The following is a 23,847-nucleotide window of genomic DNA, read 5'->3' on the forward strand; positions in this document are numbered from 1 at the left end:
CGGTAAAGGTTCGGTCTCGGGGATTCCGGAACAAGGAGAGGTTCAAGCGGGCGATTCTATTTCACTACGGCGGACTGCCAATGGCACCTGACCCACACAGATAAGTGAAGAGCCATATAAAACCAGTAATGAAAGATCGATGGATATGGAAATCCCCACCCCGATACCAGCCCAACCAACCCGCTTTTTGGACAAGGTCCGTGCTTTTATACGCCTGCGAGGCATGGCGTATAAAACAGAGAAAACCTACCTGTTCTGGATCAAGCGTTTTATCCGTTTCCATGGTCTGCAGCACCCTGAGGTTATGGGCTCTTCAGAAGTCGAAGCATTTCTGTCTCATCTTGTTTTGCATGCAAACGCAAGCGCCTCTACCCAGAGGGTCGCTCTAAACGCCTTGGTATTTCTCTATCGGGAATTCCTGAGCCAACCTCTGGATGATCTCAACTTCAAGCACTCAAAAAAACCGGTTAAGCTTCCAACGGTATTCAGTGCCGAAGAAGCGAGATCCGTTATTCGTAATCTGAGCGGTGACTACAAGCTTGTTGCCATGCTGCTCTATGGCTCCGGTCTGCGTATTAATGAAGCCTTGCGCCTGAGAGTGAAAGATGTTGATTTTGATATGCAACAGTTAGTGGTTCGAAGTGGCAAAGGTGGTTTTGGTGTTCGCAGTCCGGTGGACGAGGGCTTCTGACTTGGCCAGTACTGAGGCATTACTTCCCGAGTAGCAGGCAATTCAGCCTTTATGTTGGTTCTTTTGCCTAAAGCCGCCGAGTAACGTACATATACAAGAGCCGTTTTGGCCAGGCTCCTGGAGCCTGTTACTCATTGAGCCGCCATTCAATGCACTAATTTGGTCGGCGACCAACTTTGAAGGATATATCATGAGCGATCTAACAACCCTCAGGGACATCGTGGGTCTTGGCAATACTGCCAGCCCAATCAGCGAATCTGCCCTGGTGATTATTGATGCCCAGAATACCTATCGCGAAGGCGTGATGAAGCTCGACCACGTGGAGCCTGCCTTAGAGGAGTGCAAGGTTCTACTGCAACGTTTCCGTGCTGCAGGCCGCCCGGTCTTTCATATTCAGCACGACGCTGGACCAGGCTCACCTTACGATCTGACAGCTCCCATCGGCCAGATTGCCGACGCGGTAGCCCCGATTGCGGGCGAAGCGGTTATCACCAAGAACTTCCCCAGCTCCTTTGCCCAGACAGACCTGGACGAACAGCTGCAGAACGCCGGTATCAAGAACCTGATTCTGACCGGGTTTATGTCTCACATGTGCATTAATTCTACTGCCCGCGCTGCATTCACGCTGGGGTACAATCCCACGGTGGTTGCCTCTGCTACGGCAACCCGTTCTTTGCCGTCGAGGGCCTCTGGCAAAACGGTTCCATCCGAGCAGGTTCATGAGGCCGCATTAGCAGCCCTGTCGGACTTGCCTTCTGCCGTGGTTCCCTCAACGACTGATGTTCCAGACTGACCGGTATATCCCGTAACTCTCTTAACCGGGGCTCAGCATGACCACGCCAGTTGCGCCCCGGCCTGGCACTCAACCGCCCTGGCGTCAGCGCTGCAAAGCGAAGATGGTGCTGAAACGGATACTGCTCCAGCGCCTATAATCCTGCCTCTGCTAATGTCTGGTAAAAACTGCGCTGGCTCTCCAGTGCCTGCTTTGCCAGTTCACATCGCTCCCGAACATTTACTTTCCCTGTACCGGCCTCACACAGTTTTTGATTCAACATGTCATGCAGAGGCACTTCATATCGTTTAGACAAGTAATACTGGTCGGCGACGTAGGCATCGGGAAGGTCAAGTTTGGCCAATTTTAACACTGCTTCATACACCAGTGACTTGCGCTCCGAATCGGTTACTTCATGATGCTGATCCAGAAAGCGGGTCGCTTCACTCAAGGCACTAAAGGTTGCATCCGGCCTTTGAATAAATCCTCTGGCCATCTGAGTTGCCTGTTGCCAGTCTTTTCGAGCCAGCACTGTCCGGAATTTCACCAGTTGCAAATGGAGGTTGTTGGGCTCGTAGGCCAGTGCCTGATCAACAAGCTCTGCATAAGATGGGCTTGTCGGCTCATAGTTATCGATCTTCTTAAGTGACGTCACCGGCTTCAACTCATCCACATTGATCTGCATATCGCTGAACGACCGGGCCAAGGCAGCCCCATCGAGATCATAGATAACCATCCGGACAATCTGTCGCCGCTCCTCTGAGGATAGGTATTCCCGGCCGCTCATGTCACTGGCGACGGAAGAAATCCATTTCTGGATCTGGCTGTCGCTGACTTCAGTTTCTTCGTTTTTGAGTTTATTTGCCGCAGCGGCCCCCATTTCTTCATAAGCACTGCCGGCTATCGGCACATCGTTTTTTCCTTTACTGAGTTTTGTTAGCAGCGCGACCATCGACATCGGGCTGTAACGGGAGGCTTCCAGTACTTTGGCTGCCAACAGATCGGCTTCTGTCTCCTGCTCCCTGTTCCACTGAGTAAAACCCGCAGCGGCAACCAAGGCGTCCGTTGATCCGCCAATGCGTAGCGTTGTTTCCCGCGCATTGTCGTCGTGACTGAATATTGAAATTGCCTGGGCCAGATCGACTAAACCCGTTGCACCGGTCTGTAGCTCATTTTTTTGGTGATGGGCCAACCACAAATGGGAAAGTTCATGCGCCAGCAGCGCTGCGACTTCGTCGCGGGTATCCAGGTACTCCAGTGTGCCGGCCTGAACTACGATGGTGCCGTTGGGGTAGGTAAAGCCACCAAAGCTATACCGCGGCCCCAACCGAACCTGACAACGGCACGGTGTGCCATGCCAATCGTTTGAAAGTTCGTCGGCAATGGCCTGGAGTTCGGCTGTCACGGAAGTAGCCTCCAGCGGAGATACACTATCGCTTCGAAGCAGCACCGCGTCCTCTAACGGGTCCCGATTGTCGGCACTGTGCTGTTCAGCTTTGGCCGTGAGTTTTTTGATTTCTGTCTGCCTTAACTCGCGGTCGCTGGCCCAGTCTTCAGACTGATACGGTGAAGAACTGCACCCGGTCAGCCCCATTACGACAATCAGAGCAACCCCGGAATATCGTGTATGTAACCTCACTCGCAGTCCTCCCCCAGGCCACGGGCGCTGGCATTACGATGATCGCTGGCAAGCAGGATCTGGGGGCGATCACACGGAATTTTGATTGCCGCTGTCTGGTTCGTTATTACCTCGGGAATAAACACCCGATACTGTTCTCCCTCTGCATTAAACAGGTACTGACCACCCTCCTTGCCGGTAACATCAAATTTATAGGGGGCTTTCAATCCCGAGTTCTTAAGCTCCACCATAGAACCATCGGATTTGAACACGAAGGCATCTTCCCCATCATGAAAACCTTCAATAACCAGCGTCTCTGCCACTACCGAGCTGCTCAGGAGTACAAGCAGCCAAAGCGCGTGTTTTATATTCATTTTCCATCTCCTTTCGCTCATTCCGGATGGCTACCCACAGCCACGGCATAAAAGCCATGAGGTCTGTGAGGAAGCCAGGGGTACGATTGCACTGCAAGACCGCGATATAGATCAGACCAAGCAAAACCAAAACCACTGTTGTTTCAATAAGTTCCATCGTTAATTCGGGCCAGCCCGAGGTGTATTCCCAGCCCCATCGCCAGTGTAAAAGCATGCGCACCACAACCAGCACAACCCAAAGGAGCAACGGCCAGGCCAGAATCAGATCAATGGGAAGAGTCCAGGGCGGCTTCCCGTTAAACCCCAGATTTAGCTTCAAACCAATGGGTTTCAGATAGTCAGGGCCGTAAAAAAGCAGATTGCGGAGAGCCTCCGCGTGCAGATAAACGCCCGGCAAGCGACCGGGTATAGGGGGATCAAACAGGTCTCTTGCCGACGGAAGGGAAACCCCAACCATGGCAATCCGTTCGCTCTGCGATCCTCCTGTTGGAAAGAAATCATCGCATTTGCCCTTAGGACAGAACACATCACTGAGCATCGCGGTGGGTATAGGTGGGCAGGGCTGTTGGCCACCGGATCCAATGGTCTCGGATCCGAATAAATTTCGGATAGCATCCCACACTACAAGACCAAACACTTTTACTGAATTAGCACTTGGCTCATGGCCGGTGTCGCAGCGTAACGAAGCAGCCACTCTCTGCGCAGGCTGGCCCCAGCTTATATGCATTCCCGTCCCACTGGGCACCAACGGGGCCGCTTTCGCCTCGGCCAGGTCATCACAGTCGGGGTGGCGACAGTAGGCATCAAATCCCGCTTTTGCCAGTGTCTTACGGTCGCCCAGTTCCAGGAATACCGGGTAATACTCGCCATAACCTGACCAACCGGTTAACCCCGCAGCTGTTACCGAGTCAATCAGGGGCAATATTGACTCTTCAAGCTCTGGTTCTGGATTGACACCTGCGCCCAAAATTACACGTGTGCCCACTTCATCGCGCAAATAATCGAGTCGTCTGATCAGGTTCTGGAAACTCTTGTTCGTCTCCCCCCCTAACCGACGCTCTCTGTAGAAGGTAATATCAAGAATGATCGTGCCATAGCCAAGCCGCTTCAGCGCATTAATTATTACACCATAGTCGTTGTAGGACAGCGGCCAGTCATTCGCTTGCAGGTATCCAATTTCCGGATTTGAAAGAGAGCGAATCGAAAAGTCGTCTATGAGGATAACGTCAACAAGGTCGGCGGAAGGGAAGTTGGCGAGTTCACGGGTGTAGACCGGAGAGTACATGCGATCAAAAGCATCGCTGAGGGCCTGACTAGTCTTCGAATTGATACCGAAAGGATCAACAAAAGCGAAGACGTACCCCACTAATAGTACCCGCCAGTGACGGCGTACCAAGTCCAATAAAGAGATGCCCTTTATTGTGCCCACCCTGCGCCTCCGCATGGGAATAGAATCCCGGTTTGCCCGCACTGCGGAAGCGAGCATTATTTACATCTGATAAATAACGCAACATTTAAGCCATTGGCTAAAAATTTACCCCTAGTTAGACAGTTAAGTGCATACGCCTTTTGAGAGTATGCACTTAACTGTAAAATGAGCTGACACTTTCCACTCTTTGTGACAAGTGCCGGGCGTTAATGGACACCTGTAACCCGAGCGAGACATAGAGCCTGGTCGATCACCACTCCAACTGAGCCCCGGTTTGGTACTCAATCACCCGCGTTTCAAAGAAGTTCTTCTCCTTACGCATGGTGGCTTGTTCTTCCAGCCAGGGGGATACGTTTTTCGCCCCCGGGAAGGGTTCTTCCAGGCCCACGGTGCGGGCGCGGCGGTTGGCTATGAAGCGGAATTGTTCTGTGTGGTATTCCGCGGAGTAGCCCAGTATCGGGTCGCGTAAAATGTAGTTGGCGTAGTCGCGTTCGGCGGCTTCGGATTCGTCCCACATCTCACGCACGGCTTTGGGGTCGAAGCTGATGTTTTCTTCTTCCAGTATCTGGTTGACCACTTTCAGGCCGAAGGCGAAGTGCATGGCTTCATCGCGCAGTATGTACTGGAACTGTTCGCCGGTGCCGCGCATCAAGCCGCGGCGTTGCAGGGCGAAGATGGGGCTGAAGCCGTTGTAGAACCAGCAGCCTTCAAACACTGCGGCGAAGAACAGGTACGACATGATGAATTCTTGCAGGTCGTCTTTGTTACGCAGGTTCAGATCGGAGCGCATGGCGGCGTCCAGGCGACGGTTGGCCATCTGGATTTTGGCGTTTATTTGCGGCACTACGCGGTAGCGGTTGTAGATTTCGCTTTGGTCTAGGTTGAGGGTTTCAATGCAGTGCTGGTAGGTCCAGGTGTGCAGGGCCTCTTCGTATACCTGGCGCGCCTGGTAAATTTGCAGTTCGGGCGCGGTCATTTTTTCCATCACCGCGAGGCCGATGTTGCGCATGGCCAGTATGTCGGAGGTGGTCAGGTAGGCCACCACGTTTTCGAACACGTGCTTTTCCGCCGGGTTCAGGCGGTGGTGGTAGTCGTGAACGTCTTGCGCCATGTTCACGTCTAGCGGGGTCCAGTGGTTTTTGTTGGCGTTCATGAAGAACTCCCAAGCCCACGGGTATTTAAACGGCGCCAACTGGTTTACGTCGGTTTCGCCGTTGATCACGCGTTTGTCGTCTACGTTCACCGGGGCCACGCTGCTGTGTGCAGCGGGCTGGCTTTGGGGTTTGGTTTCGTCGTCCCAATTCAACATGGTTGTGCCTCTCTGAATAAGTAAGTGGTTACTGACAGGCTTCGCAGTCGGGTTCGTCGATGCTGCACACTTGGGGCTGCGGTGCGGCTACCGGGGCAGCACTTTCATTCACGCCAGTAGCACCGAGCGAGCGCAGGTAGTAGGTGGTTTTCAGGCCACGTTCCCACGCCAGTTGGTACAACTCGTCCAGCTTTTTACCGCTGGGTTCGGCCATGTACAGGTTCAAACTCTGGGCCTGATCCAGCCACTTCTGGCGGCGGGAGGCGGCTTCCACCAGCCAGCGCGCGTCGATTTCAAACGCGGTGGCGTAACGGGATTTCAGTTCGGTGGGTATGCGCTCAATTTGCTGCACGCTGCCGTCGTAGTATTTGAGGTCGTTCACCATCACGTTGTCCCACAGGCCGACCGCCTTGAGGTCGCGCACGAGGGATGGGTTCACCACGGTGAATTCGCCGGAGAGGTTCGATTTCACAAACAGGTTTTGGTATGCCGGCTCGATGGATTGCGACACACCCACAATGTTGGAGATGGTGGCGGTGGGCGCAATGGCCATTACGTTGCTGTTGCGCATGCCATGCTTGGCGATAAGGTCGCGCACCGGCGCCCAGTCCAAACGGCTGTCGGTGTTCACGCTCAGGTCGCCTTCAAGGCGCGCGGCTTTCAACAGTTCGATGGAATCGATGGGCAGTATGCCCTGGCTCCACAGGGAACCTTCGTAGGTTTCATAAGCGCCCCGCTCGGCCGCCAGTTGGGCGGAGGCGCGAATGGCGAAGTAACTCAGCTGCTCCATGGCCACGTCGGCGAATTCCACTGCTTGCGGGCTGGTGTACGGCAGGCCCAGTGCGTACAGCGCATCCTGGAAGCCCATCAGGCCAAGTCCCACTGGGCGGTGCTTCAGGTTGGAGTTACGCGCTTGTGGCACGGCGTAGAAGTTGATGTCGATCACGTTGTCGAGCATGCGCACAGCGGTGTTTACGGTGCGCTCAAGGCGCTGTACATCCAACTCGCCGTTGCTGATGTGAGCGGCCAGGTTCACCGAGCCCAGGTTACACACGGCGATTTCATCGGCGCTGGTGTTCAGGGTGATTTCGGTACACAAGTTAGAGCTGTGCACCACGCCCTTATGCTGCTGTGGCGAGCGCAGGTTGCAGGGGTCTTTGAAGGTGATCCACGGGTGGCCGGTTTCAAACAACACGGTCAGCATTTTGCGCCACAGCTGTTTGGCCGGGATGGTTTTGAACAGCTCGATTTTGCCTTCCGCGGCCAGAGCTTCGTAATGCTCGTAACGCTCGCGGAATTCGTTGCCGTACAGGTCGTGCAGGTCCGGCACGTCGCTGGGGCTGAACAGGGTCCAGTCGCGGTCCTGGCGCATGCGTTCAATCAGCAGGTCCGGCACCCAGTTGGCGGTGTTCATGTCGTGGGTGCGGCGGCGTTCGTCACCGGTGTTTTTCCGCAGTTCCAGAAACTCTTCGATGTCCAGGTGCCAGCTTTCCAGATAAGCACACACGGCGCCTTTGCGCTTGCCGCCTTGGTTTACCGCTACGGCGGTGTCGTTCACCACTTTCAGGAACGGAACCACACCTTGGCTTTGGCCGTTGGTGCCTTTGATGCGGGAACCCAGCGCGCGCACGGGCGTCCAGTCGTTGCCCAGACCGCCAGCCCATTTCGAGAGCATGGCGTTGTCGCGAATGGCGCCGTAGATGTCTTCAAGGTCGTCGCCTACGGTGGTGAGGTAGCAAGACGACAGCTGGGAGTGGCGGGTGCCGCTGTTGAACAGCGTGGGCGTGGAGGCCATGTAGTCGAACGACGACAACAGGTTATAAAACTCGATGGCACGGCTGTTGGGGTCGTCTTCACGCAGGGCCAAGCCCATGGCGGCGCGCATGAAGAATACCTGCGGCAGCTCCAGGCGCTCGCCTTTCCAGTGCAGGAAGTAACGGTCGTACAGGGTTTGCAGGCCGAGAAAGCCAAACTTCTGGTCGCGTTCAGGTTTGATTGCCGCGCCCAACCGCTCGAGATCAAATGCGGCCATGGCTTCATCCAGCAGTTCGTAACGAATACCGGCATGGATAAAGGCGGTCAGGGCCTGTGGATAAATGTCCGCAAGGCTCAGGCTGGCATCGAGGTTCAGAGCGGTCACGCTTTCAAGGCGCAGTTGCTCCAGCAGCAAGCGAGCAGTCACGGCGCTGTAGTCTGGCTCGCGCTCGATACGGCCGCGAGCGGTCATGATCAGGGCGCTCAGTACTTCGGCTTCATCGATGCCGTTGTAGAGGTTGCGAATGGCGTCTTCCACCAGGGATTCGGCTTCTATGCCATCCAGCCCTAGCGCGGCCTTTTCGACCTGTTGCTTCATCAGGCCCAAGTCCAGCGGCGCAGTTCGGCCATTGGCCTGCCTTACGGTGAGCGTTGGGTGAGCTTCTACCGGTTCGTGCAGGGCGCGTTCGCGGGCGTGTTCTTCGCGGTAGAGCACATAGGCACGGGCAACTTTCTGCTCTTCCGCACGCATCAGGGCCAGTTCTACCTGGTCTTGTATGTCTTCGATGTGTACCCGGCCACCGGCTTTCAATCGGCGGCTGATGGCCTGCACCACTTGCTCGGTTACCCGGTGTACAGCGTCGTTTATGCGAGCAGAGCCTGCAGCTTCGTCGCCTTCAACGGCAAGAAAAGCCTTGGTTACGGCTACGCTGATTTTGGATGGGGTAAAGCTGACCAGATTGCCGTTGCGCTTGATAACTTGCAGGGCTTCTGTGGCGGATGGTGATGAGAGTTGGGGCTCGGCCAGAGCGGTCGCAGACATGCGGTGTTCTCCTGAATACGCGTGAATTCCATAACCTTCGCGTACGCAGGACAAACGTCGGCATCAGCCTTTAATCGCTGCAATCATGCCTTGTTCGTTGCTGCTCACCTTATGGTGCCAAATGCAGGCGCCTGAGTCGCGAAGGTGCAGTGTGTATTCCCTGGCTTGTCTTCGGACTCAGGGGCATGAACCTTTCGGCTCTGCCTTGCGTGGCGACTTCCCGGCTTGCGCCAGTGTCTTTATGCCACGCTCGTTCCCCAATACCGCTGCGCGTCAGTTCCGGATTCTCACCGGATTCCTGAATACCATATTTGGTATCCAACCAAGGATGTGGGCACTATATACGGGAAAAACAGGAGAGACAAGGCACCTTTCCCTAATCTGCCGGTCTATCACAAACACACAGAAAAGTGGGAAAATTTCATGTTTATCGCCAACCGCTCTTATAGCTCACTGGTTTGCATTCTGGCCTCTCTGGCTTCTCCACACCTGCTGGCGCAGGAGCCATTTCTTTCCCCTTTCTCAAAAATGGAATCGCTATCCGATGGCTGGGAACCGCTGGAATTCCCCAAGATAAAGCAGCACTCACGTTATGAACTTGTTACGGAGGACGGCGCCCAGGTAGTTAAAGCTGAAACAGACGGCGGCGCTTCCGGCCTGATTACCCGGCTGGATATAGAACCTGAAATCGCACCGCTGCTGAACTGGCGCTGGAAGGTGTCCAATGTGTTTGAAAAGGGCGATGCCCGGGCAAAATCCGGCGATGATTACCCTGCCCGGATCTACGTCGCCTTTGAATTCGAGCCGGGAAAGGCGGGCTTTTTTGAACGGGCGAAGCGCAAAACTGTGGAATTGCTGTTTGGCGAGGAACTGCCGGGCAATGCCCTGAATTACATCTGGGCAAACACCCTCCAGGAGGGTGAATTCGTAGCCAACCCCTACACAGACAAAACCGTAATGATTGCGGTCAGTTCTGGTAAGGAAAAGGTCGGAGAATGGGTGAGTATTGAGCGGGATATTGTGGCGGACTATCACCAAGCATTCGGGGAAAACCCACCACCAATCCGGGGTATAGCAATTATGTCGGATTCAGACAATACCGATGGGCAGGCGACGGCCTGGTATGGCGATATTACCCTGACCAAAGCCAAACAGGATTAGAACGCGGATCTAACGATACTCTTCGGGAAACCCGGGGATAACATAGCCCGCCTTGAAAGGATGAACGGGTGGAGCCTCACCTCGATCAACAAGCCGCAAATAGGCATCATCAAGTTTTTCCCGGAGCAGTGCCGCCTTGGGGTTTGCCAGGGAATACAGCCAGGCGGAATAGCGTGATCTCACCTCAGAACCGCGAATTGAGCTATCTGAGGGTTTAATCAGCATTTCCTCCACCGTTTCGCGGTAATCCAGTACAAAATCACCACGCTTTAGCTTGAGCATCTCCATCGCCGCCCGGCTGTTCGGAGCTTCCGTAACCTGAATGTGATCGGAACGCTCAAGCCATGACAGCAGCCCACCATAGGTGTACCCCGCAATCACGATAACGGTTTTGCCTTCAAGTTGTTCAAAATGAGTCAGCGGCTCTGAACCCGCCAGGTACCAGGCATTGAGCCGTGTTGGATACACGTTCACCCAACTCTCCATTACCTCATTCGCAAGACTGGGGGTATTGGAGAGGCCGGGAAACAGATCAACCGTGCCGTTTTTCAGATAAAGATAAATCCGGCTTACAGGCAAGTAGATAAACTCAGCCTCGTAGCCGGCTTCCTCCACAACTCTTCGAGTGAGGTCAACAAAAAAACCTGCCGGCTCACCCTGCTCATTCTGGTACTCCACGGGAGGAAAGTCAGCGTAGGCGATGCGAAGTCTGTTTCCGCCGGGATCAGCCAGAACAGGATGCGCCAGTCCGGCAACCGCCAGGAATGCGAGCATAACCAGTGCCCGCACTGACGTCCGACAAAACAAAGCCGGGACCCTGTACACATTCCAGACTCTACGCATAGTAACAATACGCTTACGGAGCTGATTGGAAACCATCAAATATGGTACATAACCATATACAGGCCAACACCCCCCATCACAACCGTGTAGGGGAATGCCATAACCACCATTCGACCATAGGACAGTCGAACCAATGGCGCAATGGCTGAAGTCAGCAAGAACAGGAAAGCCGCCTGACCATTCGGGGTCGCAACGCTTGGGAGGTTGGTACCTGTGTTGATGGCAACGGCAAGGCTTTGGAAGTGCTCGTAGCTGATACTGCCGGCATCCAGTGCCTGTTTGATCTCACTGATATAAACCGTTGCCACAAAAACGTTATCGCTGATCATGGAAAGCAGGCCGTTAGCGAGAAAGAACATGCCCGGCTGTTGCCCTTCGGGTAGTGACAACACATAGTCGATCACCGGTTTGAACAAGTGCTGTTCATGGATAACCGCCACCACGGCAAAGAAAACAACCAACAGCGAGGTGAACGGCAATGACTCCTGAAAGGCTTTCCCTATCTGGTGTTCACTGGTCACACCGGTAAATGAGGTGATCAGGATAATTACAAGCAAACCGATCAGGCCCACTTCCGCCAAGTGCAGTGCCAGACCCAGCACCAGAATAACCGCTGCAGCCGCTTGCACCCAGAGTGCCGCCTGATCTGCCTTGGTGCGCTTGGCCCGCTCGTTATCAGCAAACTCTTCCAACACCCGCCGTACCGGCTTGGGTAGGCGACCGCCGTAGCCAAACCAGCGCATCTTTTCCAGCACCCAGCAGGTTACCAATCCTGCTACCAGCACCGGCACACTGACCGGCGCCATGTGCAAGAAAAACCCGATAAAGTCCCAACCCACCACCTTGGCAATCAGCAGGTTTTGGGGTTCACCAACCATGGTTGCAACGCCACCCAGGGCTGTCCCTATGGCGCCGTGCATCAGCAGACTGCGCAAAAACGCCCGAAAATTTTCCAGGTCTTTCCGGTGAAGTTCGATAACCTCGTCATCACTGTCGGAATTATGATCACTGCTCTGATACCCCTTACCGGAGGCCACTTTGTGGTAAACGGAAAAGAAACCGACGGTCACGCTGATAATAACGGCAGTCACCGTAAGCGCATCCAGAAAGGCAGAAAGTACCGCTGAGGTTGCACAGAACAGAAGCGAGAGAGCCGATTTGGAACGCACCCCAACCAGAATCTGGGTAAACGCCACCAACAGCAGATCCTGCATGAAGTAAATGCCGGCCACCATGAACATCAGCAGCAGAATGACCGGGAAGTTGGTCAACACTTCCAGATACACAGCATCGGTCGTAGTAAGACCAATCAACAATGCCTCTATCGCCAACAAACCACCGGGTAATAGTGGGTAGCATTTCAGCGCCATGGCGAGGGTGAAAATGAACTCGGCGATGAGCAACCAGCCGGCTGTAACCGGCCCCAGCAGGTACAAAACAATTGGGTTAATGAGCAAAAACAGCAGAATAATCTGCTTGTACCAAACGGGAGCCTTGCCAAGAAAGTTGCTGGAAAATGCGGAAAACACGGTTGTGGGCATTACGGAATTCTTCTGGTTTAGCGAGCGATAACAGTTATGGCGTCATGCCTTTAACTTCCTTGACATTTCTGCGCCGATTAATGTTACAAAGATACAGGATAGTCCTGTTCTTTAGTACTGTCAGCTAGGCGCCCTACCTCTCATCAAACGGGGCATAAACTGGAAAACTGCGCGGAACGCCCGATGTTCTTTGACTGCAGCCGCGCTTCCTCTGGCCACCAGTCTTACTCGCTCTCTCGGTAAACACTGAGCCAGTCGCGAGGCTGACAGGGGCGTTAGTGAGCCTAGCCGCGGATAACCGCCAATGGTCTGGCGATCATTCAGCAATACAATTGGCTGACCATCCGGCGGCACTTGCACGCCGCCGAGGTTAATTCCCTCTGAAACCAGTGTGCTGATACTGCTTCTCAGCCTCGGCCCGGTAAGACGCACCCCCATACGATCGGCACGGTCATCCACTTGCCACCAGGCATTGAATGCATCAAACAGGCTACGGCCGCTAAAAGATGCAATCTGTGCACCTGGAAGCAAATGCAGAAAAGCCGGTTGACTGAAATCCGGCACGATCTCTTCCGGGGCTTGTCCAGATATCTGGCCACTGGCAGGCTCCGGGCAGAACACAGAAAGCTCATCACCCGGTGCCAGTTTCATTCCATCCCCCCTGAACCCGCCCAGTTGTTCACGGGTTACGCAGGCCACACTCCCCAGCACCGGTTCCGCCGCAAATCCACCACATACTGCCAGGTAAGCTCTAAGCCCGCTCACAGGTGCTGAAAACCTCAGGATTTCGCCTTCTTTCCAGGTTATTCGCTGCCAAAGGGGAACAGGGTTATGCTCGATGGTTACGGCCAGGTCGGCACCTGTAATGGCTATATCGAGATCTTTCACCGCAACCAGTTGCAGGCCACCGAAGGTAACCTCCAGATTGGCTGTACCCCAGGGATTTCCGGTGAGGTGGTTAGCCCATGCCCAGGAGTAGAGATCGGCCGGGCCGCCCTGAGTCACACCCAGGTGGCGTGCACCAAACCTGCCGCTGTCTTGAAGGAGAGCAAGGGGCCCGGCGCGCATTACCCGGATTCCCGGCTCCGGATTTGCCCGCAGCCTCACGTTACAGACCCCATGGGTTGTGTGTTCCCGCCTTCGCGCTCAAAGGTTTCGCGACTTACGGAAACAAAACGTACCCGATCGCCAACCCGCAACAGGCTGAATCCTTCGCGCTTGCGATCAAATAAACGGGCACTGGTTCGGCCCAGAAGGTTCCAACCACCGGGGGTTTCTGTCGGGTAAGCTGCTGTTTGCCGGCCAGCCAAAGCCACACTGCCAACGGGTACTCGCTGGCGCGGCGTCTCCAACCGGGGGCACTCAAGGTGAGGATCGACTAGCCCCATGAAAGCAAAACCGGGTGCAAAACCCAACGCAAAAACCCGATAGGTGCGCTGGCTGTGGGCTTCAATCACCTCGCTAACCGCCAAACCAGCATGCTCTGCCACCCGCGGCAACTCCGGGCCTACGCTGATGTCGTACCAGGTGGGTAGTTCGTGGGATTGTCCGTCTTGAACAGCATCCTCCGGCTGCAGATCAGCCAGAATCTGGCAGATCATGGCTCGGCTCTGTGATGGCGACAACGCAAGCGGATCAAAAACAACAAGAAGTGTGGTGTAGGAAGGCACCAGATCAATCAGTGCATCACCAAAAATCTGCTCGCACCGCTGTGACAAGGCAGACAGCCAGGGCAGATTGCGCTCGTTGATATCTTCAAACAACCTCACAATCCAACCATCCAGCCCGGCAGATTCAAGCACTGGCTTGCAACTCACTGCTTCAGAGCCTTTTCCATCGCTTGTGCAATGCCAAGCACAGTGCTATCGGTGCCATGCCGACCAACCAGCATCAAGCCGCTGGGCAGATCACCGTCTTGCTGGTTCGGCAGTGTGATTGCGCACAAATCGAGCAAGTTCGCTACGGTGGGGTTGCGCAGAACCAGTAGATTCAGGCGCAAATAATCCACATCACTTTCAAACTCCGTAAGCAGAGGGGGCGCAATAGCCACAGTGGGCGCAAGAAGCCCGTCATAGGCACTGAGCCAATGGTCTGCCTGCTTCTTCCGTGTGGCCCTGCGCTGTAACAAATCAAGGTAATCCGCGGCGCTTATGCCGGCGCCCCGCTGCATACGCTCGCGCACTCGCGGGTCGTATTCCTCGCCTCGCTGCTGCAGCCATTGCCGGTGAACATGATAACTTTCAGCCGCTGCAAGACCACCACTCTCCATCAGTTCCGGCAATGCATCCAACACCGGAACTCGTGCCTCCACAATCTGAGCACCACTATCACGCAACTTGCGGAGGCTGCCGGCAAACGCCTCGGCGACGCCCGGCGACACATCATCCAGCATGTGATTCGCGGGCACCACGAAGCGACGCCCACGCAAATCTGCCGGAGCACTCTTTTTCCAGCGCTCGCCAGCCATAACAGCATCCAGGCGTGCGCAACACTCAACGGTATGGGCAATGGGGCCTATGGAGTCCAGGCTTCGGGACAAGGGGAATACACCGTCACGGGGGATGCGTTTTTGAGTGGGTTTGAAGCCCACCAGGCCGCAAAAAGCCGCGGGAATGCGTACCGAGCCACCGGTATCACTGCCAATGGCTGCTGAGGCCATGCCAAAGGCGACTGCGGCTGCGGCTCCGGAGGACGAACCTCCCGAAATCCGCCCCGGTGCAAGCGGGTTGGCGGGGGTGCCGTAGTGGGGGTTAAGCCCGAGCCCGGAGTAGGCGAACTCGGTCATATTGGTGTGGCCGGTGATGACGGCCCCGGCCCGGCGCAGACGCGAGACAATCAGCGCATCGCTTTGCGCTTTCTGGCTCCACCATTTGGAGCCAGAATGGGTCACTTCACCGGCAACATCAAACAGCACTTTTAGTGCAATGGGCAGGCCCGCAAGCTCTCCCGGAGGAACACCTCCCTGTTGAAGAACATCTATGGCAGCAGCTTCAGCCCTGGCTGTGTGATCAAAGCGGGCTGTGTAGACCTGATTGGCGGGGTCGTCGTAACGCTCAATATTGCTCAGGCAGGTTTCAAGGAGTTGGCTGGCACTCCATTTGTTCCGCTGCAACCCGGCCAACAGAGATGACAAGGCTATCTCTGTCATTTTCAAGGACTTCACACAGTGCCCTCCTCACTAGCGCTCGTTTTATAGACTGACTGCGACTCGCGAGACACCTCTTTCTCCAGTTGCTCGGCTTTCTCCCGGTCATGTTCTTCCAGCATCTGGATTACACGCCCACGGGTCACTGCCTCTCGAAGCTCTTTCTGGCGCTGTTCATTACTCAGTGAGCGCAGCAACGATATTGCCATAAATACCATCAGCACCATAAACGGAAATGCCGCCAGGATGGATATTGTCTGTAGTGCCTCCAGGCCACCACTGACCAGAAGCACTCCGGCGACCAGCACCTGAATCAGACCCCAGGCAACCCTGAGCCAGCGTTTCGGTGTCAGCGTACCCTTACTGGTAAACATTCCTAGAACGAAGGTCGCGGAGTTGGCTGAAGTAATAACAAACAGAACAATCAATATAAGCATCAGGGCGCTGATGATGGACGTTCCGGGCAAATACTCCAGAGTTACAAACAGAGCCGAGCTCATTTCCCGAATGACGGCTTCACCCAGAGGCGCACCGTTAAACATTTCAAAGTACAGGGCCGAGCCACCAAAAGTGGAGAACCAGAGAATACTTAGCAGCACCGGTGTACCAATAACCCCGAGGATAAACTCGCGAATAGTTCTGCCTCGGGAAATACGGGCAATAAAGCTGCCGACAAACGGCGCCCAGGACAGCCCCCAGGCCCAATAGAATATGGTCCAACGCTCAACCCAATCATCGCCGGTGTAGGGGGTCATTACCAGGCTCATGCCCATCATGTTGGCGAAATAATCCCCAATAGCGTTGGTCATGGCTGCCGTGATGAAATCAGTGGGGCCAAAGAAGAACACGAAAACCAGCAGGAAGGCTGCCAGCACCATGTTGGCGTCACTAATATAGCGCACGCCACTTTCAAGTGGAGCCAAAGCACAGAGCAGAAACACCACCGCGATCGCCCCCAGAACCAATAATTGCTGGTTGGCACCGAAGCTCATATCAGTTACGGACACCAGCCCGCTGTTAATCTGGATAACCCCGAGCCCCAGCGTGGTGGCAACACCAAAGACCGTAGAGACCACCGCAAGGGTGTTGATGCCATGACCAATACCGCCGTCTACACGATTGCCAAGGGACACACGGAAGGCTTCACTGATCAGGCCGGGGCGTTCCAGGCGAAAACGCACGTAGGCAATGGCAAGCCCTACCACTGCAAAGTTGGCCCACTGATGAAAGCCCCAGTGGAACAGCGAATAACGCATGGCAAGACTGGCTGCTTCGGGGCTTTCTGCCTCCGCCGCGCCAAATGGAGGCGCCATGAAGTGACTCATGGGTTCTGCCACTGCCCAGAAAACCAGGCCGACCCCCATACCGGAGGAAAAGATCATCCCGAGCCAGGTCAGGTAGGGGAATTCAGGCGCCTCACCGTCCGACCCCAGACGGATCTTCCCGTAATCGCTCAGAGCTACCGCAACGCAGAACACCAGAAAACCGGTCGTGGCAAATAAATAGAGCCAGCCAAAATGAACCGTCGTGAACTCCAGCCCGATATTGCCCCAAAGGGTGAGCTCTTCCGGGAGAAAAACTCCCACCCCAAAAAACACTGCCAATAGAATAACCGACAGGTAAAATACCCAGCCAGGCGCTGTAGTACTTGCCAATTTTTTTGCCTCCTTTGCTTCAGTCTGACTTCTGGCGCGTGTGGCCTCGTAATAAAGTTGTAAAGTTGGTTACTCTCCGAAAGGCAAGCAGGGTCTCCTATCAGGGAGTTGGGACATGATGACACTCATCGAGGATGATCTGGCGATATTACCGGACTAGGCTGGAGATCTTATTCTGATCACCGCGCAACTATCCTTGATTGCTATAGTTCAACGCAGGCTTTCTGCCCCCCCGGTTTACAATTATCCGATGTCCCTCATATATCCCAAGGGCCAGTATCGTAAAACCAGCCGCGACCATGCTCAGATACTCGTTGCCAAATATTTGAGATACATGCTTTCCAATAGATGCAGAAAGCGAAACCCCCAGATATATAGCTGAAGTATTCAGCCCCAAAACAATGGATGCGCTAGACGGCGCTGCTTTCACTAACTGGTGCTGCAGTGGCACCAGACAGCTCCACGCAATCGCCCCCCAAACGGCAAGTGGAAAAACCGATACTAAAGGAGAATAAGTAAGCACTGGCAACAGTAAGAAGTTGAGGCTTAGAACCGTGAGCCCGCCAACAATAATTGGTCTCGCACCCCATCGGTCGGTCAGCCTTCCCGCGGTAAAGGTTCCAATAGTGGCCGCAATGCCCCAAGCCGCCATTAAAAGAGCCAATGTCTCACCCCTTCCATTAGTCGCGGGCATAAGAATGACACTGGCATAGGTATGAACGATGTAGGACCCGATCATTAAAAGCAGTGTCGTTCCCAACACGCCCAATACAGCCGGCTTCGTCACAGAGGCCAACAAATCCTTGGGTCTCTTCTTTGTATCCGGTCTTGGCATGGCCTCTAGTAAAGTACCAATCCCAATAGCCGCTGCAACGGCTAGTGCAGCGACAAGCCACATGCCCAGCCGCCAGTCACAAAAACTCGTTGAGAGAGCAATTCCCACCGGTGCTCCAATTGCGGTTGACGCACTCAGACCGGCTGTAATGATAGCCAGTGAACGCCCCCAATGCTCCTGTGAGACTATCGCGGTCGCCGCTGCTCCGGCAATTGGCATAAACAGTGCCCCGCCCAAGCCTCCCAGCGCACGACCCGCAACCGCCACTTCCAGACTTGGCGCCACCGCTGAGACCATATGGCCTGCGGCAAGAATGCTCATGCCCACCACCAGTATGGGCTTATAAGGCAAATTCACCATCAGAGTTGCTGCGATTGGTATCACCAAAGCATAAGCTACGGCGAACGCGGCGATCATACTCGCCGCATCACCAACACTGATATTAAAACTGGCTGCCATCTCTGGCAGAAGGCCTGCCATAATGAAACTGGCCGTGCCAATGGAAAACATTCCTAAAGCCAGGATGAGCAATCTGTTCATCGGTTCTTCAAACGCCTGTTACAAGATATCACTCCGCATCGTCATATTTCATGACAGCTGAACGAAAGCTCAAGCACTTACGTCTCCTCAGAATTACGACCTGTTCGGAAGAGAGGCTTCACAGCGGAGCTAGATAAATTCGGTCGTCGTTTTCCGTTATTTCAGCAACGCCAGAATCTCGTGCGCGGTGGCAGCGGATGAGGCAGGGTTCTGACCGGTGACGAGCTTGCCGTCACGCAGTACAAAGCTGGCCCAATCAGCGCCTTTCGCATAATTGCCACCATTGGCTTTGAGCATATCCTCGACCAGGAAGGGCACAACGTTGGTCAGGCCAACAGCCTCTTCTTCTGTGTTGGTGAAGCCTGTCACTCGTCGCCCTGAGACTAAAGGCTTGCCATCTGTACCTTGAGTGTGGCGGAATACGGCGGGAGCGTGACAGACGGCCCCGATAGGCAAGTCAGCGGCGGCAAAGGCTTCGATCAGGCGTTTGCTATCTGCATCTTCGGCGAGATCCCACAAAGGGCCATGACCACCGGGATAGAAGATTGCATCGAACCCGGCTTCTGTCATATCAGAAAGTTTCACCGTAGTCGCAAGATGCTTTTGCGTCTCAACATCGCTCTTGAAACGACGGGTGTCGTCGGTTTGCGCTTCCAGACTATCGCTGGACGGATCAATGGGTGGTTGCCCACCCTTAGGCGTGGCCAGAGTAATATCCACACCGGCATCCTTGAAGACGTAATAGGGCGCGGCAAACTCCTCCAGCCAAAAGCCGGTCTTCCTGCCGCTATCACCCATCTCATCGTGCGATGTCAGTACCATTAAAATCTTCATGTATTTTCCTTAAATTGACTGCATGGTTAGCGCTTTGTTATCCCACTTTTCATCATCTACTGCCTCGGCCAAAACTGCGGCGACATCGCCTCTTGCAGCGATTCCATCAACATCAACTGATTCGCCAAAACGCATGTTCCTGGTCCCGCTTTCATCGGTCAGCCTAACCGGACGAACGATGGCATAGCTCAGGCCAGAAGCTGTCAAGTGTTCGTCAGCGTCATGCTTGGCCTGAAGGTAATGCGCGAGCTTATGTTCAGGGTCGGGGTTGTCCGCGCCCACACTACTCAACATAACGAAACGGGATACCTTTGATTTCGCTGCTATATCAACGAGACGCTGCGCGCCATCACGGTCAACCTTATCGGTCATATCAGCACCCGTGTGGCTGCCAGAACCTGCGGCAAAGATAACAGCGTCACAACCCTCACAGACATCTTCTTGCAGGTCGGTCAAATCGCCATAGCGCAGTTCAACATCAGACGGCAGTGTATTCGTGTCGGAACTTTCACGAACCAACGCAATCGGGTAATGGCCACGAGATTTAAGTTCATCAATCAAGCGAAGCCCTGTTTTTCCGGTAGCTCCAGCGACAAGAACTTTCATTATCTTCTCCACTATTTCGAGTTTAGGATTCATGATTTACCGGCAAAAAAGACTACGCCGGCACCATAAGCACCTGCATGCGCTTCAGTGTTAGTCTTGCCCAACCCGGATCACGCGCTTGCCAAAGTTTTCACCATTGAGCAAACCAATGAACGCTTCCGGCGCATTTTGCAGGCCATCGATAACCTCTTCACGATATTTGATCTTCCCGCTTTCCACCCAAGCCCCCATCTGTTCGGCGAAATCCGGGTATAGGTGACCGAAACTGTCAAAGATGATGAATCCCTGCACCTTGACCTTGTTCCGCAGAATCTGTCCCATCAACCAGTTCATGCGGTCCGGTCCGCCGGGCAGTTCAGTAGCATTGTATTGCGAGACCAGTCCACACACTGGCACACGCGCATGCGGATTCAAAAGTGGGATCACCGCATCAAGAACCTTACCGCCCACATTTTCGAAATAGACATCGATACCGTCGGGGCTAGCCTTGGCAAGCTGGTCTGCAAAGTCTTCTGCTTTGTGATCAATGCATGCGTCGAAGCCCAGTTCGTCGACCGCGTAGGCGCACTTGTCTGGACCGCCTGCGACACCCACAACACGGCAGCCCAGCAGTTTGCCAATTTGACCTACGGTTGCACCGACCGGCCCCGTCGCCGCGGCCACCACAATCGTCTCGCCGGGTTTGGGCTCGCCGATTTGGGTCAGGCCAGCCCAGGCGGTAAACCCAGGCATGCCTAAGATTCCAAGCGCCCAGGATGGGTGCTCTGGCGAATTACCAAGATTGGTAACCCCTTCGCCATCGGAAAGAGCGTAATCCTGCCAACCATTGAAGCTAAGCACCCAGTCGCCCTCCGCGAAGCCATCAAGCTTCGAAGTAACCACTTTGGCAACCGTGCCGCCAACCATCACATCACCCACCTCAACCGGTGCAGCATAAGAAGGCGCATCACTCATTCTGCCGCGCATATACGGGTCGAGTGACAAGTACTCGGTCCGCAAAAGCATCTGATTCTCACCGACAGCAGGAATCGCCTCCTCTTCTAACCGTAGAGTGTCCACGGTCGGCTCGCCTTTAGGGCGTTCCGCCAATACGAGTTTGCGGTTTGCAGTGTCTGTTTGTTTCATGCTCGACTCCTCCTACAAAGCAGCTTCAAGAATGCGACGAGCATCATCGGGGCCAATAGCTTTATGTTCCCCAAGTGCTGTCATCCCGTGTTCCTTTAAAGCACTAACGATGTGATTGATTCCGTCAGCATCAACGTCGTAGTCGCCTAACCGGGTCTTGATGCCCATCTGTTCGAAGAAACCACGCGTCGCTTCGATCACAGCGTCAATTCGCTCATCGTTAGAGCCTTCGCGAATATTCCAGACATTGCTGGCATACTGAAGAAGCTTCTCACGCTTAACCTCACGCTGATCATTCAACAATGCAGGCAGCACAACCGCCAGGGTACGGGCGTGATCGGTGTCATTCAGTGCAGTAATCTCGTGCCCGATCATATGAGTGGCCCAATCTTGAGGTACACCTGCGCCAATAAGCCCGTTCAGAGCCATTGTCGCGGTCCACATCAAATTGGATCGAATGTCGTAATCTTCGGGAGTCTCAAGCGCCTTGGGGCCAAGTTCGATCAATGTGCGCAGAAGGGTTTCGGCAAAACCGTCCTGAACTGGCGCGGCAGCTGGGTAGGTCAGATACTGCTCGGTCGTATGAACGAAGGCGTCCACTACACCGTTGGCAATCTGACGCGGTGGCAAGGTATAGGTCACCTCTGGATCTAACACCGAGAACACCGGGTAGCAATGAACGCTGCTAAACGGCAGTTTTGCCTCTTTTTCTGGATTGGTAATCACCCCGCCAGAGTTCATCTCGGATCCTGTAGCTGGTAGCGTCAACACAGATCCAAACGGCACCGCTTGGGTAATGACTGATCCACGTGAGGTGAGAATGTCCCAGGCGTCACCGTCATACTTTACCGCCGCCGCAATAAACTTGGTGGCGTCGATGACCGACCCGCCGCCAACGGCAAGCAGGAAAGTGACGGCATTTTCGCGAATCATCTCAACTGCTTTTAGCGTTGTAGCATAGCGTGGGTTAGGTTCAATACCTCCAAACTCCAGCATTGCCCGGCCAGCAAGAGCATCGCGTACCTGGTCCAGCACACCCGTACGTTCGGCACTGCCACCGCCATATAGAATCAAAACTTTCGCATCAGCGGGAACCTGATCTTTCAGCTCCGCAATGCAGCCTTTACCAAACAGAATTCTGGTAGGGTTGTGAAAGTTGAAATTTTCCATAATCAGTTTCCTTCAGTTTCAATATGTAAGCGGACATCAATATTTCCGCGGGTCGCATTGGAATATGCGGCAAAGCTGGAACCTATTTATAACCCGGGAATTAATAGACCGGTCACCTATAGCCGAGACAAATAAAAACAACAAAATTGTCTTGCTAATCATGTGAATTTCTAGCTTAGCCGCAACTAGACCAGTCGTCTAGTGTTTTTTTGGAATAACCTTGTTCTTTAAGGGCAACACCCTGTAAAAGGCCGTTACTCCGCCTCATGAATTCTCGCGGCTCTGTATTTCAACATGCCGCCGTTTCGACCATTTACCACTGCACTGATCTCTGAGAGGATCGCCATAGCAACGCTCTCTGAGGTGTCTCCCCCAAGATCAAGACCAACAGGGTAATAGAGCTTTTCACGAGCCTGAGCAGTTTGTGCATCATCACCAATGTCAGCCAACAGTCGCTCTGTTCGGTACCGAGGCCCCAACTGCCCAACATAGCAAGCACCGCTCCTCAGGGCTTTGCTCAACCACCGTGTATCCTGAGTCACGCTATGGGTCATCACGACAACAGCGGCGCCATCTAGCAAGGAACTCGCGGACAGCGGCTCGTCAACATTCATCACCCGAACATCATCAGCTTCAGGGAAGCGGTGTGCCATCGCGAAGTTTGCCCTTCCGTCTATAACGGTGACATGCCAGCCTAGAGTTTTCGCCAACCGGACCAGTGGTTGAGCATCATGCCCCGCGCCAAACAGCACAAGCTTTTGAGGTGGCGATACAACTTCCAGGAACACCTCAACCTCAGCCGCTTGGTCGCTGTATTGATTCAGCGCCGATTTCCCGCTTGCCATTACCTCACGTAAATCGTCGGCAAGCACTTGCTCCAATGAGCTATCCACCAAACTGCCGTCTAAATCTCCTTCAGGGGGAACTATCAGACGGTCTCCGACAACAAAGGCGGACTCGTCATCCGCCGAGATTACGGTAGCGATCGCTGCCTTTCGTTTTTCTTCATGAACCATTTTCAGGGTTCGGACAAGTGGAGACGCAGCGGCAGGCAAAATTCTCTCAAACAGCAGAAATATCTTGCCATCGCAACCGAGACTAAAGTGATAAGAAGATTCGCTTTCTTCACCATCTTCAGCCGTACTATAGCTGCGAACCACCGGGCCATCGGAGGTCAGCCACCAAGCCTTTTTGATGACATCCTGCTCCAGGCAGCCTCCACTGACCGTTCCTTCAGATTGTCCAAGCGCGGAAATCAACATTCTGGCCCCGGGGCGGCGATAGGCCGAGCCTTCGACTTTAACAACCGTTGCGAGGACAAATCCCTCGCCCAGGCGCTCCTGCTCGTCGATCGTCTTTATCAACGACACTAATCCCGACATACCTCAACACCCCGTTCACC

The 23,847-nt window shown here is 54.3% G+C and carries 20 protein-coding genes and 1 riboswitch; of the genes, 3 read left to right on the plus strand and 17 right to left on the minus strand.

Annotation, left to right across the window (positions count from 1 at the left end; genetic code table 11):
• The first annotated feature begins 145 nt into the window (after window positions 1-145).
• Window positions 146-691 carry a phage integrase N-terminal SAM-like domain-containing protein gene (locus CDH47_RS05050; RefSeq protein WP_239985582.1) on the plus strand — a complete coding sequence of 182 codons (546 nt, stop codon included), beginning with the start codon at window positions 146-148 and terminating at the stop codon, window positions 689-691.
• 190 nt (window positions 692-881) lie between these two features.
• The gene (locus CDH47_RS05055; RefSeq protein WP_100638788.1) at window positions 882-1,484 is read left to right on the plus strand and encodes a cysteine hydrolase family protein; all 603 of its coding nucleotides are present in this window, start codon (window positions 882-884) and stop codon (window positions 1,482-1,484) included.
• Between the two features lie 133 nt (window positions 1,485-1,617).
• On the opposite strand, the gene CDH47_RS05060 is transcribed toward CDH47_RS05055, so the two are convergent.
• The 5 genes from CDH47_RS05060 to CDH47_RS05080 all read right to left on the minus strand — a co-directional run bounded on the left by CDH47_RS05060 (window position 1,618) and on the right by CDH47_RS05080 (window position 8,990).
• Window positions 1,618-3,102 carry a M48 family metalloprotease gene (locus tag CDH47_RS05060; protein ID WP_153045467.1) on the minus strand — a complete coding sequence of 495 codons (1,485 nt, stop codon included), beginning with the start codon at window positions 3,100-3,102 and terminating at the stop codon, window positions 1,618-1,620.
• Window positions 3,099-3,455: a hypothetical protein gene (locus CDH47_RS05065; RefSeq protein WP_153045468.1), complete on the minus strand. Its 357-nt coding sequence runs from the start codon at window positions 3,453-3,455 to the stop codon at window positions 3,099-3,101. The genes CDH47_RS05060 and CDH47_RS05065 overlap by 4 nt, the downstream gene beginning before the upstream one ends.
• Complete coding sequence (locus CDH47_RS05070; RefSeq protein ID WP_161494477.1) at window positions 3,382-4,884, minus strand: CHASE2 domain-containing protein; 1,503 nt, start codon at window positions 4,882-4,884, stop codon at window positions 3,382-3,384. Before CDH47_RS05070 ends, CDH47_RS05065 begins: the two co-directional genes overlap by 74 nt.
• 250 nt (window positions 4,885-5,134) lie before the next feature.
• Window positions 5,135-6,193 (minus strand): ribonucleotide-diphosphate reductase subunit beta, encoded by a 1,059-nt coding sequence (locus tag CDH47_RS05075; RefSeq protein ID WP_100638792.1) that lies wholly within the window; start codon window positions 6,191-6,193, stop codon window positions 5,135-5,137.
• A gap of 28 nt (window positions 6,194-6,221) precedes the next feature.
• On the minus strand, window positions 6,222-8,990 hold the full coding sequence (locus CDH47_RS05080; RefSeq protein WP_100638793.1) for a ribonucleoside-diphosphate reductase subunit alpha: 2,769 nt from the start codon (window positions 8,988-8,990) through the stop codon (window positions 6,222-6,224).
• Window positions 8,991-9,135: 145 nt separating this feature from the next.
• Window positions 9,136-9,332: riboswitch (cobalamin riboswitch) on the minus strand.
• Between the two features lie 186 nt (window positions 9,333-9,518).
• On the opposite strand from CDH47_RS05080, the gene CDH47_RS05085 reads away from it, so the two are divergent.
• Window positions 9,519-10,151 (plus strand): DUF3047 domain-containing protein, encoded by a 633-nt coding sequence (locus tag CDH47_RS05085; protein ID WP_420843666.1) that lies wholly within the window; start codon window positions 9,519-9,521, stop codon window positions 10,149-10,151.
• Window positions 10,152-10,160: 9 nt separating this feature from the next.
• On the opposite strand, the gene CDH47_RS05090 is transcribed toward CDH47_RS05085, so the two are convergent.
• From CDH47_RS05090 to CDH47_RS05145, 12 genes are all read right to left on the minus strand, one after another.
• Window positions 10,161-10,925, minus strand: a complete 765-nt coding sequence (locus CDH47_RS05090; RefSeq protein ID WP_100638794.1) for a substrate-binding periplasmic protein — start codon at window positions 10,923-10,925, stop codon at window positions 10,161-10,163.
• Between the two features lie 104 nt (window positions 10,926-11,029).
• A complete protein-coding gene (nhaB, locus tag CDH47_RS05095; RefSeq protein ID WP_100638795.1) occupies window positions 11,030-12,535 on the minus strand; it encodes a sodium/proton antiporter NhaB in 1,506 nt (501 codons plus the stop codon).
• Window positions 12,536-12,655: 120 nt separating this feature from the next.
• Window positions 12,656-13,603 carry a 5-oxoprolinase subunit C family protein gene (locus tag CDH47_RS05100; RefSeq protein ID WP_100638796.1) on the minus strand — a complete coding sequence of 316 codons (948 nt, stop codon included), beginning with the start codon at window positions 13,601-13,603 and terminating at the stop codon, window positions 12,656-12,658.
• A gap of 35 nt (window positions 13,604-13,638) precedes the next feature.
• Window positions 13,639-14,337, minus strand: coding sequence for a 5-oxoprolinase subunit B family protein (locus CDH47_RS05105; protein WP_239985584.1), 699 nt, complete (start codon window positions 14,335-14,337; stop codon window positions 13,639-13,641).
• Window positions 14,338-14,348: 11 nt separating this feature from the next.
• Window positions 14,349-15,698, minus strand: a complete 1,350-nt coding sequence (locus CDH47_RS05110) for an amidase (protein WP_239985585.1) — start codon at window positions 15,696-15,698, stop codon at window positions 14,349-14,351.
• Window positions 15,695-17,335 (minus strand): BCCT family transporter, encoded by a 1,641-nt coding sequence (locus CDH47_RS05115; protein WP_100638798.1) that lies wholly within the window; start codon window positions 17,333-17,335, stop codon window positions 15,695-15,697. The genes CDH47_RS05110 and CDH47_RS05115 overlap by 4 nt, the downstream gene beginning before the upstream one ends.
• A 190-nt stretch (window positions 17,336-17,525) precedes the next feature.
• Window positions 17,526-18,710, minus strand: coding sequence for an MFS transporter (locus CDH47_RS05120; protein WP_100638799.1), 1,185 nt, complete (start codon window positions 18,708-18,710; stop codon window positions 17,526-17,528).
• Window positions 18,711-18,866: 156 nt separating this feature from the next.
• Window positions 18,867-19,544, minus strand: a complete 678-nt coding sequence (locus tag CDH47_RS05125; RefSeq protein WP_100638800.1) for a type 1 glutamine amidotransferase domain-containing protein — start codon at window positions 19,542-19,544, stop codon at window positions 18,867-18,869.
• Between the two features lie 9 nt (window positions 19,545-19,553).
• Entirely contained in the window at window positions 19,554-20,150 is a 597-nt protein-coding gene (locus tag CDH47_RS05130; RefSeq protein WP_100638801.1) for an SDR family oxidoreductase, read from the minus strand.
• 90 nt (window positions 20,151-20,240) lie between these two features.
• Window positions 20,241-21,275 (minus strand): NADP-dependent oxidoreductase, encoded by a 1,035-nt coding sequence (locus tag CDH47_RS05135; RefSeq protein ID WP_100638802.1) that lies wholly within the window; start codon window positions 21,273-21,275, stop codon window positions 20,241-20,243.
• Window positions 21,276-21,287: 12 nt separating this feature from the next.
• A complete protein-coding gene (locus CDH47_RS05140; RefSeq protein ID WP_100638803.1) occupies window positions 21,288-22,445 on the minus strand; it encodes an iron-containing alcohol dehydrogenase in 1,158 nt (385 codons plus the stop codon).
• Between the two features lie 254 nt (window positions 22,446-22,699).
• The gene (locus tag CDH47_RS05145; RefSeq protein ID WP_100638804.1) at window positions 22,700-23,827 is read right to left on the minus strand and encodes an XdhC family protein; all 1,128 of its coding nucleotides are present in this window, start codon (window positions 23,825-23,827) and stop codon (window positions 22,700-22,702) included.
• Between the last annotated feature and the right edge of the window lie 20 nt (window positions 23,828-23,847).

Origin of the sequence: Marinobacter salexigens (assembly GCF_002806945.1) — a bacterium.
Classification (GTDB): Bacteria; Pseudomonadota; Gammaproteobacteria; order Pseudomonadales; family Oleiphilaceae; genus Marinobacter; species Marinobacter salexigens.